The 15,031-nt window shown below is 38.3% G+C and carries 12 protein-coding genes; 8 read left to right on the top strand and 4 right to left on the bottom strand.

Going from position 1 to position 15,031, the window contains the following annotated elements:
- Positions 1-172 precede the first annotated feature (172 nt).
- From FRZ67_RS14390 to FRZ67_RS14370, 5 genes are all read left to right on the top strand, one after another.
- A complete protein-coding gene (locus FRZ67_RS14390; protein ID WP_147190436.1) occupies positions 173-1,678 on the top strand; it encodes a DUF1501 domain-containing protein in 1,506 nt (501 codons plus the stop codon).
- Positions 1,679-1,844: 166 nt separating this feature from the next.
- The gene (locus FRZ67_RS14385; RefSeq protein WP_225975340.1) at positions 1,845-2,768 is read left to right on the top strand and encodes a sugar phosphate isomerase/epimerase family protein; all 924 of its coding nucleotides are present in this window, start codon (positions 1,845-1,847) and stop codon (positions 2,766-2,768) included.
- Positions 2,769-2,825: 57 nt separating this feature from the next.
- The gene (locus tag FRZ67_RS14380; RefSeq protein ID WP_147190432.1) at positions 2,826-4,244 is read left to right on the top strand and encodes a c-type cytochrome domain-containing protein; all 1,419 of its coding nucleotides are present in this window, start codon (positions 2,826-2,828) and stop codon (positions 4,242-4,244) included.
- 241 nt (positions 4,245-4,485) lie between these two features.
- Positions 4,486-5,100, top strand: coding sequence for an RNA polymerase sigma factor (locus FRZ67_RS14375; protein ID WP_147190431.1), 615 nt, complete (start codon positions 4,486-4,488; stop codon positions 5,098-5,100).
- A complete protein-coding gene (locus tag FRZ67_RS14370) occupies positions 5,090-5,869 on the top strand; it encodes a tetratricopeptide repeat protein (RefSeq protein WP_147190429.1) in 780 nt (259 codons plus the stop codon). Before FRZ67_RS14375 ends, FRZ67_RS14370 begins: the two co-directional genes overlap by 11 nt.
- An 85-nt stretch (positions 5,870-5,954) precedes the next feature.
- On the opposite strand, the gene FRZ67_RS14365 is transcribed toward FRZ67_RS14370, so the two are convergent.
- The 3 genes from FRZ67_RS14365 to FRZ67_RS14355 form a co-directional block, all read right to left on the bottom strand.
- On the bottom strand, positions 5,955-8,726 hold the full coding sequence (locus tag FRZ67_RS14365; protein ID WP_147190427.1) for a CHAT domain-containing tetratricopeptide repeat protein: 2,772 nt from the start codon (positions 8,724-8,726) through the stop codon (positions 5,955-5,957).
- A 237-nt stretch (positions 8,727-8,963) separates the two neighbouring features.
- A complete protein-coding gene (locus tag FRZ67_RS14360) occupies positions 8,964-9,893 on the bottom strand; it encodes a hypothetical protein (protein WP_147190425.1) in 930 nt (309 codons plus the stop codon).
- Between the two features lie 279 nt (positions 9,894-10,172).
- Positions 10,173-10,481 (bottom strand): PepSY-like domain-containing protein, encoded by a 309-nt coding sequence (locus tag FRZ67_RS14355; RefSeq protein ID WP_147190423.1) that lies wholly within the window; start codon positions 10,479-10,481, stop codon positions 10,173-10,175.
- A 209-nt stretch (positions 10,482-10,690) separates the two neighbouring features.
- On the opposite strand from FRZ67_RS14355, the gene FRZ67_RS14350 reads away from it, so the two are divergent.
- The 3 genes from FRZ67_RS14350 to FRZ67_RS14340 all read left to right on the top strand — a co-directional run bounded on the left by FRZ67_RS14350 (position 10,691) and on the right by FRZ67_RS14340 (position 13,961).
- Complete coding sequence (locus FRZ67_RS14350; RefSeq protein WP_147190421.1) at positions 10,691-11,584, top strand: sugar phosphate isomerase/epimerase family protein; 894 nt, start codon at positions 10,691-10,693, stop codon at positions 11,582-11,584.
- 245 nt (positions 11,585-11,829) lie between these two features.
- Positions 11,830-13,254, top strand: coding sequence for an alpha-L-fucosidase (locus FRZ67_RS14345; protein ID WP_147190419.1), 1,425 nt, complete (start codon positions 11,830-11,832; stop codon positions 13,252-13,254).
- Between the two features lie 17 nt (positions 13,255-13,271).
- Complete coding sequence (locus FRZ67_RS14340) at positions 13,272-13,961, top strand: DUF1345 domain-containing protein (protein WP_147190418.1); 690 nt, start codon at positions 13,272-13,274, stop codon at positions 13,959-13,961.
- A gap of 217 nt (positions 13,962-14,178) precedes the next feature.
- Here FRZ67_RS14340 and FRZ67_RS14335 read toward each other — a convergent pair whose 3' ends face one another.
- A complete protein-coding gene (locus FRZ67_RS14335; protein ID WP_147190416.1) occupies positions 14,179-14,955 on the bottom strand; it encodes an enoyl-CoA hydratase/isomerase family protein in 777 nt (258 codons plus the stop codon).
- Between the last annotated feature and the right edge of the window lie 76 nt (positions 14,956-15,031).

Here is a 15,031-nt window from a genome sequence, read left to right as displayed (position 1 = left end):
ACAAACCGTACAAGAGCGCGACGCAACAAAAGCATCATTCAAAAACAAAAAGCTCGGCTCATAACAACAGAAGAATTGATATACAAAAATGATAAGTTACTACATCAATATAATTAATAATTAACAGTTCGGCCTCCTTCTCCTTAAGGAGAAGGAACGAGGATGAGGTTTTATGACACAAAAAGAATTACATAACCAGCGGTTGCTGCGTGAAGCGGAGCGAAAAGTTTTGCAATCGCATACACGTAGACATTTCATAAAAGAAAGTGCGATGGGCTTGGGTGGATTGGCAATGGCTGCATTATTTGGTTGTGGAGATAAAACAAATGCATCAACACAAATTGCCTTTGATCCTGCGCATCCGCTGGCACCAAAGCTTCCACCGTTTCCTGGCAAAGCAAAGAGTGTAATTTATTTGCACATGGCTGGCGCGCCATCGCAACTTGAGTTGTTTGATTATAAACCCGAGTTGATGAAAATGGATGGACAACTTTGTCCGCAATCATTACTCGAAGGCAAACGCTTTGCATTTATTCGTGGTGTGCCGAAGATGCTCGGTCCGCAGGCAAAGTTTGCACAGCACGGACAAAGCGGGGCATGGGTAAGTGAGAACATGCCGCATCTTGCATCGATCGTTGATGAAGTAAGTTTCTTAAAAGCAGTAACAACAGATCAATTTAATCATGCACCTGCACAACTGATGGTGCACACCGGTTCGCCGCGTTTGGGCAGACCAAGTATTGGCAGTTGGGCTACTTATGGTTTGGGAACAGAAAATGAGAATCTTCCTGGCTTTGTTGTGTTAACGAGTGGTGGAAGAAATCCTGATGCGGGCAAAAGCGTGTGGGGCAGCGGGTTTCTGCCGAGTGTGTATCAAGGTGTGCAATGCAGAAGCGAAGGTGATCCTGTGTTGTTCTTAAATGATCCTGATGGCATGAGTCGCGATCTGCGCAAAGCAAGTATTGACGCGATCAACCAGGTAAATGCGGAAGAATATAAACAGTATAATGATCCTGAAATTCTCTCACGCATTTCGCAATACGAGATGGCATATAAGATGCAGATCTCTGTGCCCGAAGTAATGAACATTAACGACGAACCACAATATATTCATGATATGTATGGCACAAAGCCCGGGCAGGCTTGCTTTGCAAACAATGTGTTGCTTGCAAGAAAGCTTGTTGAAAAAGGTGTGCGATTTGTGCAGTTGTTTGATTGGGGCTGGGATAGCCATGGTACCGATGCAAATCTTGCCATAGATGTTGGCTTCATCAACAAATGCAGACAGGTTGATAAATGCATAACGGCTTTGATACTCGATCTTAAACAACGTGGTTTGCTCGAAGAAACGTTGATCGTGTGGGGCGGAGAGTTTGGCAGAACTCCAATGATGGAAAACCGTGAAGGCAAACAAAATCCATTCAAAGGAAGAGATCATCACACAGAAGCGTTTACAATATGGATGGCTGGTGCAGGAATCAAGAAAGGTGCAGTGCATGGAGAGACAGATGAGATTGGTTACAGTGCTATCAGCGGCAAGGTAGAAACATTTGATGTACAGGCTACAATTCTTAACCAGATTGGGTTTGATCATGAGAAGTTCACTTATCAATTCCAGGGAAGACCATTCAGGTTAACGGATACAAGAGGTAAAGTGATTAATGAAATAATTGCGTAAAATTATTTTGTAACAAGCTTTCGTTTTTTATGGGATCGTCTGTTGTGTCACTCACTTGAACCTTCGGAATATAGATTAGCAAAGAGCAAATTACAAAAGTGTGCGACGCAACGAAAGCTTAATTCATATTCCAATGTTTGGCTCATAAAAAAATAACAATATAAAATTGAACAGAAGAAATTTTTTACAAACAACTACTACTGCAACATCGGCATTAATGCTTTCATCATTGAAAACATTTGCAACACCACAATCAATCAGCAATATGAATAATAATTTTCAATTGAAAATTTTAGCCACCAACTGGGGCTTTAACGGTACGATAGATGAATACTGCGCCAAAGTAAAAAAAGAAGGTTACGACGGCATTGAGATCTGGTGGCAAACAGAAAAGAAAGACCAGGACGAAGTATTTGCAGCATTGAAAAAATATAACCTCGAAGTTGGGTTTTTAACTGCCGGTCATGAAAGTGATTTTAAACAACACTTTCAAACTTTCACCAACATGATAGATGCGGCGGCAAACAATACCGTGCAAAAGCCGCTGTATATAAACTGTCATTCGGGAAGAGACTATTTTACGTTTGAGCAAGGCAAAGCATTTATTGAACATACCACTGCATTGCACAAATCAACAGGCATAAAAATTTGTCATGAAACACATCGGTCAAGATTAATGTATGCAGCGCCTGTTGCAAGACATTATTTGGAAAATGTTCCTGAACTGCGTTTTACATTAGATATATCGCATTGGTGCAATGTGCATGAAACTTTACTCGAAGATCAAAAAGAAACAGTTGATCTGGTGTTGTCAAGAGTAGATCATGTGCATGCAAGAATTGGTCACCAGGAAGGGCCACAGGTAAATGATCCACGGGCCCCGGAATGGGATGACGCAGTAAAAGCGCATTTTGCATGGTGGGATAAAATTGTTGAAATGAAAAAACAACAGGGCGATATGCTTACTGTATTGACAGAGTTTGGTCCGCCGAATTATTTGCCAACCATTCCATACACACAACAACCTTTGGCAGACCAATGGGCAATTAATGTGTATATGATGCAGACATTGAGAAAGAGGTATGCTTAGAACAATTATTTTTTACGCTTAAATTAATTCGTGTAATTCGTGTATTAAATCTAATTCGTGTTATTAAGCATTACAGAATTTCTCGGACACTTTCATCCACTTCTTGTTCATCTTCCAATTGGTATTTTACTAATTGGTTTATTGCTGCAATTCCTTGCGCGGAAGAAGAAATACTATATGCTGCAACATGCAGTTCCTATAGTATTATTAACCGGTGCAATAACAGGTTTATTCTCTTCCGTTACAGGCTACTTATTATCTATCAGTGATGATTATGATAAAACACTGGTAAGCTGGCATATGTGGATGGGCATTTCTACAACGCTTGTGGCACTTGTGTTATATGCAAAAGAAAAGAATGATCAGTTTAAAGTAAACAAGACTTTTTTGTCGGTTGGCTTATTTATATTGATCATGATCACCGGGCATTTGGGTGGTTCGCTTACGCATGGCTCTGATTATTTATCAAAACCGTTGAAAAATATTTTTAGTGATGATACGGTATCTGCTGCTTCTATCAGACCAATTGCAAATGTGCAGCAGGCGCAGGTTTATACAGACGTTATCAAACCGATCTTTGAAACAAACTGTTATTCCTGTCATGGTGCTAATAAACAGAAAGGCGGTTTAAGAATGGACGACAGTTTAAAACTGATGAAAGGTGGTAAAGACGGCGTTGTAATAAAACCCGGCAATGCAGATGCAAGTGAGATGCTGAAAAGATTAATGCTGCCAACAGATAATGACGATCACATGCCACCAAAAGAAAAATCACAGCCTTCGGAAAGCCAAATTGCGTTGTTACACTGGTGGATAGCGAATGGTGCTGCAATGGATAAAAAAGTAAATCAACTTCCTCAGGACTCCACAATAAAACCCAAGTTGCTTGCTTTGCAAAATGTAAGCAGTGAAATAAAGCAAGCATCTGATCTTCCAACAACACCTGTTGATCCTGTAGATGCAAACATTGTAAAACAACTAAAAGACAGAAACATTTTAGTATTGCCTGTTTCGCTAAACAGCAATTACGTTGCGGTTAATTTTATTAACGATACAATGATTGATAGTAATGACTTGCTATTAATTACGCAATTAAGTAAGCAATTGGTTTCTTTAAAATTAAGCAGTACAAATATTACTGATGAAGGCTTGAAAACGATTGCTAAATGTACAAACCTTATAAAATTATTTTTAGATGATACGCCTATAACAGATAATGGATTACAAAATCTAACTACGATTACAAATCTTCGCTACCTGAATCTTGTAAACACAAAAGTTACTGCCAAAGGCATTATGCAATTAAAAACGATGCCTAAACTTGCATCGATCTATTTGTATAAAACATCAATTACAAAAAGTGATTGGGCTACATTACAGCAGGCATTTTCAAAAACACGACTTGATTCAGGTGGTTATATAGTGCCTACGCTGGTAACAGATACTACGCTGGTGAAAGTAAAAAAGGAATATTAATTTTTGTACTAAGCTTTGGTATTGCATAGCATCGCCTGTTGCGTCGCACACTTTAACTGTATAACATTGCTCATCAAATAAAAGGAAGTACAAGAGTGCGGCGCAACGAAGACGCCATTTGCAATGCAACTGGGTACATAAAAATTCCTGCTCAACAAAATACTTTCCCTGTTCAACATCAATTTTTTCTAAATTTCAGGTTACAAAACCTTTTTCAGTTAATACAAATAAATGTAACCGCATGGAGGTTGTTAGAAATTACTCAGATACGGAGCTGATACATATTCTAAAAGATAACAGGCAAATAGATGCGGGTATTAAGTTCATTTACAGGGAATATTACGGTTTGCTGGAAAATTATGTAACGAATAACAAAGGCTCAAGAGAAGACGCTGCCGATGTGATACAGGAAACAATAGTCGCGTTTATTGAAATAATAGCAGAGAATAAATTTCGCGGCGATTCGAGTGTAAAATCTTTCCTGTATTCCATTACGCGAAATCTCTGGCTATCTGAACTTAGAAAAAGAACAAGCACCGATAACAGGAACAGGATTTTTGAAAAAGCAAAAGACACAACAGAACAGGAAACTGTACAACATCTTGTAAAAAGAGAATATTACAACTCAATACAACAGGTTTTTGAAAAACTTGGTGATAAATGTAAACAGCTTCTAATGCTGGTTTATTATGAAGATCTTTCTATGAAAGACATTGTTGAAAGAATGCCTGACTATCAAAATGAACAGGTGCTGCGTAACAAAAAATATAAATGTATGAAGCAGCTTGAACAAATGATACAGGATAATGAACAATTACGAACACAATTTAAAAACGCACTAAGACATGCAGGATAATTATACATACGATGAAATGGAATTATTGATTCGCTACATGGATGGCGAAGCTGATGCAGAAGAAAAAGCCGCAACAGAAAAAATGTTGCAGGAAAATACTTCACTGCAGGAGCGTTACGAAAATTTGCTTACAGCAAAAGGAGCAATAAGATCACAAGGTTTAAAAGAAAAAGTGCAGGCTTTGCACCAGCAATACTTTAGTGAAACGCAAATAGCAAAAACTGAGCCGGCAAAAATTATAAAACCAGCATTTGGCATTAAAACATTTATGCGTATTGCAGCCGTGCTTATTCTTGTGATTGCTGGTTATGGTGTTTATCAGTTTACCTCTACGAGCAATGATTCTTTGTATAAAGCAAATTTTGAAACCTATCAACTGCCTGTAATGCGGGGCGAAACTACAACCAATAGTATCGACTCATTGTACAACGCAAATAATTTCACTGCTGTAATAGCAACAGCTAGTTCAAAACCTGTCAAAACTCAAAAGGATTATTTTCTTACAGCACAATCATACCTGCAAACCAATAATGCATCGGCAGCTATCAATGCATTTAAAAATGTTGAGCAGCTTAACAATACATCTGCTGAAAAATATTTTGTACAGGAAACGGATTATTACCTGGCACTTGCATACATAAAGGCCAATGATATTTACGCGGCAGAAAAGCAATTAAGCAAAATTACTGCCAACAAACAGCACATGTTTTATAGCAAAGCGAAAGAAATAAGTTCTACAAAATTGATGATACTTAAATGGAAGGAGTAATATTATGAGTCGGGCTTTTGAATTACTATTAAGCTTTACTTGCGTCGCACACTGCAACAGCCTTTTATATACTCAACAATAACAGCTACTGTTTTTTCTTTCTTATTTTAATGTAAGCAATTACCGAAATAATTGTGAGCATCAGTGCAATTAAAATAAGCCATAAAAGAAAATCAGAACTTTGTTCCTGCACATCACCTATAAAAATAAGATGGCTCCAGTATTGCGGGGAATGAAACTGGCTCATAGAGGCATCCTCCAGCATATCTTTTTTTGCAAGCTGTAATGCTTCAGCATAACCATAACCTTTTTCTGCATACTTATAAAAATGTTTGCTGATATAGGCTGTCGATCTGTCTTCTGCTTTCCATAAAGAAGTGACAATATTTGGGCACCCTGCAAACGCAAATGCTCTTGATAAACTAAGTGCTCCTTCACTCTGCGAAATTTTCCCCGTCCCCGATTCACAGGCGCTTAAAAAAACAAGACTGGCATTGGGTAACTGCAGGTTATACAATTCGTGCGCAAATATTTTATACCCGGTATCGGCATTTCCCTGGTTGTAAAAGGCTATATAAGAATCTGAAGGTTCATCATAATTTACTGAAGCATGCGTGGCCAGATGCAAAACCGAAGCATTACTTACCCTTGCCATAAAATTATTTTTTGTAGCATCTGCATTTAACAGTTGCGATCGTTTTGAAAATCCTCCTATTTCATCAGCAGAAGAAGACAATACAGCCATTTTTGTATTGCCATTGTTAGCAGCGAATGGCGCAACTGCCAATGCGTTCGTTTCATCAAAATCAATTTTATCTTTTTTTAGAAACGGCAATGCGTACTGGTAGGATATCGCGTAGTCTTCTACCAGGTATTTATCATCTGCAGGTTGTAATGCTTCAAAAGGCACGTTGATCAACTCCTGGTCAGGGATAATGATAAGGGAAGTTATACCGGCAAGATACTTTAGCAAAGGCTGCATTAAAACAGTATACAAATGTTTTGCAGCGCCGGCGTTATAAGTTTGACCGGCATTTGTTGATACAAGCCCTTGCATATACCTGTTAATATTTTTTTGCAGTGTTGAATCTGCAGCAACCTCCTGCACTATAATATTATCATGCTTTATAATAAAGACCTTAATATTATCGGCGCCCCTGAAATATGACAGCACAGCAGTCTTGTCACCGATCACATTTTTTTGTATCTCACTTATATCAACATTATCCGAAGCAAATTTTTCTTTGTAGTAAACAGGATATTTTTTAAAACTATTATTAAGCGATTGTAATTGCAGCGTTGCTGTATTAATCGCAGAAAGCAGGTTGCTTTGGGTAGTACTGTCTGTGGTACGCTGCAATTGCAACTTTAATCTTGATATATTGATCCTTGTATTTTTTTCTTGCTGCAGTAGTGAATCCGGAAGCCCTGCATATTTTTTTATGGTATTTTCCTTCAGACTTATAGCAAGAGAAGTAGCACGGCTCTTACTGATCCACTCAAGTGCATGAATAGTAAGCTTCTTATCCTGTTTTGTATTTGCCTCCGTTAAAAAATCAACAGCTTTTCTGTACGCATCAAAAACTTTATCTGCTATAAAGAATCTTGCCTGGTCATTATCAATTGACTTCTTGATATAATCCGCTAACACAAATGCTGAATCATAAGTGCTTTTGGCTGCATCAAAATATTTTCCTTCCTTTTTCTGTACAAATAGTAAACTAAAGCAAGCAGCTTTCGCTGTTAGTGCTTCAAATAAATTATAGCTTGCAAAGTCTCCTATAAAATTACCCGGGTTGATAAAAACGTCTCTGTCATTAAATTTAAAATTATACTGTATAATGGCCTGCTGGTAGTAGTTTAAGGCATCTTCTGGTTTGTGTTCCATCATCAGCAGGTCGCCATAATATTTACAGGTAGCACCATAATAATTATTTTTTAATTGCTGTTCATTCGCTTTATATATTGCTGTGGCCGTATTCAAATGTAAAGCTGCGTTTAACGTATCTCTTTTCAGCATATAAGCCTGCGCAATGGAGTTATGAAAAATAATTGCATAACTCCCGTTTATTTCTTTGGCGGTATTTAAGTAATAAAGTGCACTGTCAGGCATTTTTTTAGTAAGATAAATACCTGCAAGATTGTTCAGTACAGGAAGCGATGGAGCAGCAGGATCCAGTAATTCTTTATACAAATGAATTGCAGAATCTACGTAACCAGTAACCTTTAATGCAAAAGCAATATTGGCAGACATTGCAAATATTGCTTCCTTAAGTTCCGGCTTTGTTTTTTTAGTTATCTCTAAGGCTTTGCTAAAATAGTTTCCACTCTGCATATAGTCGCCCGATTCATTATATAAAGCCCCAAGTGAATTATACAGATCTCCTGCAAGCCCTGCGCCGGGATATTGCTCAATGATCTTTTCTGCAAGTGATAAATAATATACAGAAGAATCAAACAGACCTTCGGAATAATACAGGTTACCTGCAGAAAGCAGCAACCGAAAAGAAATAGAATCCGCAAGATGATACGCATGCTGAATATTCAAAGCTGTATAATATTCCGCTAATACATCTTTTGAATCATACCCGAGCCCTTGTTTAAGAATGCCCATTCTTTCGTAGCAATCATATAATAATTTTGCATACCCCGGTGCTGCAGTTAATTTCTGTGTAATTAAATTATAATAACCGATAGCAAGTGAATCTGTAGCTTCTGTTGCCTGGCCGTTAAATAGTGTATCAGCTTTTTTAAAAAGCGCATACCATAAACTGTCATTGCTTTTTTGCTGACTTTGCAGTTGTAAAAACACGAATATTAATATTGCTGCGGCGGGCAGTATAAATTTATTTTTCATGCAGAGGCAATACACTAAAATACATGAAATATGTTTTATAACTATTTCGATGCTTGTTATGCCGCAAAAAAAGAAAATGGATTCATTATGAACCCATCTTCAGTAATACTATTTAACATTGTTGCGTCGCACTCTTATACGCTTTATTCCTTCTTTAACTGTTGAGACTATTCCTTACGTACAAGTGAGTGACACAACAGGCGAATGGCATATGCACTACTGCCGGCTACAAAAAAATTATTGTTGCACCACGATTATATAAGGCGGCCTGCATTTTACCTCTCCTGTGCCATTTTTATTTGTGATAGAAGTAAATACTGGTGCAGAAAGTGTAAAATTTTGAGTGCTTCCGTCATTCAAAATTACCTGCGACTTTTTAGCGGCCAGTTGTTTCTTTAAACGTGCAGGTATTTGTGTTTTATTTTGAAAATAATACAAACGGAAAGAAAGTTTATTCAATGTTTTAACACTCTTATCGGAAATGCGATAGTTTAAAACAAAATCTTTGAATGTACCCGGTAATGGATTGGGACCCAGTGCTCCATTTGCAATTGTTTGCCTGAGGTTAATTGCCCCTGTTGATTTATCAAGCGCAACGCCTTGCGGTATTACTTCCTGGCCCGTAGGTGGTTCATCTAAAAAGCCATCACCATCATCGTCATCGTGGCCATCATCAAATTCCGCATTACTGCCGCTCGACAAGCCCGGCGTTGAATTATAAACCGGCTTTGCAACACCAGGTTTGTTCTTCAAAGTGTAAATGCTGTCTGTATAATCTATTCCTGAAACTGTTATAAATTTTCTGCAGGTATCTGTGGTACCTGTTGGCACAAACCACACTATGTATTTAAGTCCTGTTTCGCCTTCTGTAATATCAATATCACCATTCAGGGGGTTCATTTTTAATTCATCGGGAAAACAGCCAAACGTTCCTGACAACGGCGTAAGCGTATGAATAATGTAATCATTCGGCAATTCCTGTGGATAGAAAATTGTATCTCCATAGCTAAACTGGTCGCAAATATTTGTTACAACATTCTCAGGTTGTGCAGATGCAAAGCTTGCGTTGGAAACATTATTGTTACGAAGGCTGTTCTCTTTACTGCAGGCAAGTAAGCAAACTGCTGCTGCGGTAATACTTGTGAAAATAAGTTTTTCAGTTTTCATACTACTCGTTTTGGGTTACTAATGGCTTTTTCAAATGGCAGCGTAATGATAGTCTGTAAATGTAAACTGCAAATTATGATTACTCAATGCATTACCTGTTGAACAGGAAATTTTACGTGTTGACCCGGTATATACTTAAACATACATTGCACAATCATTTATTTAAACTAAGTATTACCAATTACTAAAAATGTAACCATACAACAATCATCAGTTCCTGTAAAACAAAAGCCATACCCCACGTAGGGCATGGCTAATTGCTACTTTAATCAACCATTCTTAACGTGGGCCTGCGCTTAATAATGTACCGTTTGATGCAAATACTGCTCTCCAGCGTTGGCCATTCATAAGAAAGTCTGCCTGGTACTGAGTTCTGCCATGCTCAGTTTGTCTTTCCCATCTTACATTGGTAGCTGTTGGAAAGTTTGCGGCAAAAGAAGCACGTACTGCAACCGGAACCTGTGAAGCAGGTATATGTACACCTCCTCCTGATTTTACTGAAATAGTTACTGCAGCATGAGCACTGCTAAATCCTGTGAATGTTGCTGCAGCGATAAGTAATGATGCTGCTAAAAAGATCTTTTTCATAAATGTGTTTTTGAAATAAAAAAGTTATTTAAATGCGGACAAGCGGAGCGGTGTTTTTGTATCCTCTTCATCCGTTGTACATTATTATGTTGCAGCCCGGGAAAAGGATGTAACCAGCAGGTAAAAAAAATCTAAAAAAATTTTTCTGTTTCTTCTGCAACAGTGTATGTTGATTAACTTTCAGTTTTATTCATCTTAAAATAAAACCAATGAGAAATTTAGTTACGGGCTTAATGGGGTTATTATCTCTTTCGTTTGCCATTGGTTGTGGAAGTGGTTCCGGCACGTCAGATACAAAAGACACAACAGTTGCCGCACCAGACACAACAAATTCTTTTGACATTGCTTCCAACTGGAAGATTGGTATTCAAACATGGACCTTCAATCATTTTACACTTGCACAGGCTTTAGACAAAGTTGACAGTGCTGGCGTAAAAGATATAGAGTGCTATTGGGGTCAGCCCTTAGGTGCGGATATGAAAGGGGAGTTTGGTATAAAAATGAGCAATGATGCAAAAGACAAACTAAAACAATTGCTGCAGTCAAAAGGCATACAGATCGTGGCAATGGGTGTTATCTCTCCGGATAATAAAGACCAATGGATCAAAGCATTTGATCTTGCAAAAGAATTTGGTTTGAGTTATATAACTGCAGAGCCAAAGAAAGACCAGTGGGATATGATCGATAGTTTAGCTGGTGCATACGGAATAAAAATTGCTATTCATGAGCATGGAAATCCAAATCCTTACTGGAGCCCTGATTCTGTTTTGGCTGCAATAAAAGGCCATGCAAATATTGGCGCCTGTGCAGATGTTGGTCATTGGGAACGTAGCGGCCTCGATCCTGTTGATTGTTTGAAGAAATTGGAAGGTCATGTTTATGGCGTGCATTTGAAAGATATTAAAGTGTTTAACGATGTAAATGCGGAAGACACCGTCGTTGGCAAAGGAGTAATAAAGTTCGAGCCAATTTTTGCAGAACTTAAACGCCAGCAGTTTCATGGGATGATCTCTATAGAGCATGAATCTAACTGGTTGCACAACCTGCCCGATGTTATTGAAACAGTAAAATTTTATAACGACCAGGTTGCAAAACTTAAATAGTATTTTTATGTACCCGACTGTAGAATAAGCATTGAGCTTTTCTTGCGTCGCACTCTTGTACTGCATAGCACTATGCAGCAAGTAAAAAGTCAAAAGTGAAAAATAAAGATGTGATAAATACTTTATCTTTTGACCTTTCACTTTTCACCGTCGTTCCGAACGTACAAGAGTGCGACGCAACAGAAGCATCATAGCAATGCAAAAGCCGGACTCATAAAATTGATCTTAACCTTAACCACTAATGAATGAGAAGCATTTTTACATTATTTAGCTTATGTTGTTTTGTGTCATTGCTTCATGCGCAAAAAACAAATGAACCTGTACCTTCCGCCAGACAACTGCAATGGCAGGATATGGAGTTTTATCTCTTTACACATTTTGGTCCTAACACATTCACTGATCTTGAATGGGGCAAAGGCACAGAGCAGGAAGAAGTATTTAACCCAACACAGCTCGACTGCAGGCAATGGTGCCGCATTGCAAAAGCTGCAGGCGCAAAAGGAATTATTATTACTGCAAAACATCATGATGGTTTTTGCTTGTGGCCTAGCGCATACTCCACACATACCGTTGCGCAAAGCAAATGGAAAGACGGCAAAGGCGATGTGCTGCAGGAGCTGAGTGATGCATGCAAAGAGTACAATTTAAAACTTGGCATTTATTTATCGCCGTGGGATCGTAATCACCCAAAGTATGGAACTGATGAATACAATGATGTTTTCATAAACATGATGAAAGAAGTGGTTACACGTTATGGCCCTTTATTCGAATTTTGGTGGGATGGTGCAAATGGTGAAGGCCCTAACGGTAAGAAACAAATCTACGACTGGCATAAGTTTGAACAAACTATGAGGACCATTGCACCTAACACACCAGTGTTTAGCGATATTGGTCCAGATATTCGCTGGGTAGGTAATGAAAAAGGTTTTGCCGGAAAAACCAACTGGAATTTATTAGATACTGCTGGTTTTAAAAGAGGCGAAGGTTCGCCACCAACAGATACACTGAATAGCGGCAATTATAATGGAAAGAACTGGATTCCCGCAGAGTGCGATGTCAGCATAAGGCCGGGTTGGTTCTATCATGCGAATGAAGATGATAAAGTAAAAACACCGCAGGAACTTTTTGATCTTTATTTAAAATCTGTTGGCCGCGGAGCAAGTCTTTTATTAAATGTACCGCCAGACAGAAGGGGTCTGATAAATGAACATGACAGTGCAGCATTAATGGGTTTTAAAAAACTGCGGGATGAAAGTTTTGCAACTAATCTTGCAACCAATGCAAAGAAAGAAACCTATTATGATAATGTGCTTTTTAAAAAACAGTTCTTTGCAGATGGCGATGTAAACACTTATGAAAGAAACATCAATTATAAAAAAACATCGTATTGGCTCAGGTTTACAGACGGTCAAAAGATCAATTGTATCGTACTTCGTGAGGCAATAGAACATGGGCAAAACATTAGTGGTTTTAAAATTGAATTGCTGGATGGTGCAAAAGTTTTACAAACCATCAACGGCACCACTATTGGCAGAAAACGGATCATTACATTTCCTGCAGCAGAAGTAAGTGCTATACGTTTTATAATAACAGCCACAAAAGATCTGCCACTCATTAGCGAAGTAGAAGTGTACAATATTAATGATGCACTAATTGAAAAGAATAATTGATCGATTAAATAAGCAACATGAAAGCAGAGCGTTTCTCATGGATAAAAAAATTAATGGCTTTGCATAAAGTTGGTTTATGTTTAGCAATAGCATTACTGGTCTTTTTTATTATTCCATGGGACATGGTAGATGTTTTGTCGCATGTAATGATAGGGTGGCTCACATTTAGCCTCGCCATTCTTACTATTGACTGGCTTGTTTTTTATACAACACCTTCGAAGCAAATTCGTAAACAGGCGCAGGTACAAGATGGTTCACGCTTTATAATATTTGCTATTGTATTAGTGGCAACATTGGCAAGCTTGCTGGCAGTTGGTTCTTTACTTATCCAGGAAAAAGACTCACATAAACTTCTGCATATTTTTGTTGCAGTTCCTTCTATGTTGCTTTCATGGTCATTAGTGCATACAATTTTTACTGTTCGTTATGCACACTTATATTATGGAGATCATAAAGAAAAAGAAAATACTCCTGCACGTGGCTTAGATTTTCCTGATGAAGAATCAACGCCAAATGATAACCCAGATTTTATTGATTTTGCTTATTTCTCTTTTATCATCGGCATGACCTTCCAGGTATCAGATGTGCAGGTTACCTCACGCCGTTTACGCAGGCTGGTATTAATGCACAGCCTTATTGCCTTCGGCTATAATACAGTGCTGGTGGCGCTTACTATTAATACACTTGCCGGTTTAAGAAGTAGTTGATTTTTTGGGGCCTGGCAGTCGAAAATAAATTAAGCTTTTGTTGCGTCGCACTCTTGTAGGTTCGGAACAATTGTGAAAAGTGAAAGGTCAAAAGCCAAAGTATTTATCACATCTTTATTTTTCACTTGTTACGTTTTACCTGCTGCATAATATTATGCAGTATAAGTGTGCGACGCAACAGGTGATGACATGAAATATTAAAGCAGGAAACAAAAAATTATTCCCCTTTAAACACAGGTTTCCTTTTTTCAAGAAATGCATTGGTGCCTTCTAACTTGTCTTTTGTACCAAAGCATTCGCCGAATGCCTCTACTTCAAAAGCAAATCCATCTTTTGTTTCATCAAACACAGCATTGGCGGCGGCAATACATTTGCCAACTGCAATTGGCGCTTTGCTAATAATATTGTGCAGAATATTTAAGCCTTTTGCAAGCAATTCTTCCTGTGGCACCACATAATTTACAAGACCATATTGCAAAGCAGTTGCAGCATCGATCATATTACCACTGATCATTAGTTCTATGGCGCGGCCCTTACCGATCAGCTGTGTTAAACGTTGTGTGCCGCCATAGCCTGGCAACAATCCAAGGTTTACTTCCGGCTGCCCAAATTTTGCATTATTACTGGCTATGCGAAAATGACAGGCCATCGCCAGTTCGCAACCACCACCCAATGCAAAGCCATTTACACAGGCAATGATTGGCTTTGCGGAATGTTCAATCTTAAAAAATATATCCTGGCCTTTTTTTGCAAGTGCTTTGCCTTCTTCCACACTAAGCCCGATAAACTCACTGATATCGGCACCTGCCACAAAACTCTTTGGCCCGGACCCTGTAATGATCGCAGCTTTTATTGAAGCATTGCTGTATACTTCATCAACAGCAGTATTTATTTCTTCCATCACTGTTTTGTTCAGTGCATTTAATTTATCAGGCCTGTTAATAGTAATGATGCAAATACCGTTTTCTATGGAGGTGAGCAACGTTTGATACATAAAATAGTTTTGCCAAAAGTAAAAGAAATGTAATAACTGCTAACAAAAAAGCCTCTTCGCGAATACTTCACTCAGA

Origin of the sequence: Panacibacter ginsenosidivorans (assembly GCF_007971225.1) — a bacterium.
GTDB classification, from domain to species: Bacteria; Bacteroidota; Bacteroidia; order Chitinophagales; family Chitinophagaceae; genus Panacibacter; species Panacibacter ginsenosidivorans.
This window is presented reverse-complemented; position numbering and strand designations above follow the sequence as displayed.

What these genes read in the sequence shown, in the direction of transcription:
- FRZ67_RS14360 (WP_147190425.1), bottom strand. Translation starts at nt 9,893, where the DNA reads ATGAAAACTGAAAAACTTATTTTCACAAGTATTACCGCAGCAGCAGTT.
- FRZ67_RS14340 (WP_147190418.1), top strand. Translation starts at nt 13,272, where the DNA reads ATGAAAGCAGAGCGTTTCTCATGGATAAAAAAATTAATGGCTTTGCAT.
- FRZ67_RS14355 (WP_147190423.1), bottom strand. Translation starts at nt 10,481, where the DNA reads ATGAAAAAGATCTTTTTAGCAGCATCATTACTTATCGCTGCAGCAACA.
- FRZ67_RS14350 (WP_147190421.1), top strand. Translation starts at nt 10,691, where the DNA reads ATGAGAAATTTAGTTACGGGCTTAATGGGGTTATTATCTCTTTCGTTT.
- FRZ67_RS14370 (WP_147190429.1), top strand. Translation starts at nt 5,090, where the DNA reads ATGCAGGATAATTATACATACGATGAAATGGAATTATTGATTCGCTAC.
- FRZ67_RS14335 (WP_147190416.1), bottom strand. Translation starts at nt 14,955, where the DNA reads ATGTATCAAACGTTGCTCACCTCCATAGAAAACGGTATTTGCATCATT.
- FRZ67_RS14375 (WP_147190431.1), top strand. Translation starts at nt 4,486, where the DNA reads ATGGAGGTTGTTAGAAATTACTCAGATACGGAGCTGATACATATTCTA.
- FRZ67_RS14345 (WP_147190419.1), top strand. Translation starts at nt 11,830, where the DNA reads ATGAGAAGCATTTTTACATTATTTAGCTTATGTTGTTTTGTGTCATTG.
- FRZ67_RS14365 (WP_147190427.1), bottom strand. Translation starts at nt 8,726, where the DNA reads ATGAAAAATAAATTTATACTGCCCGCCGCAGCAATATTAATATTCGTG.
- FRZ67_RS14390 (WP_147190436.1), top strand. Translation starts at nt 173, where the DNA reads ATGACACAAAAAGAATTACATAACCAGCGGTTGCTGCGTGAAGCGGAG.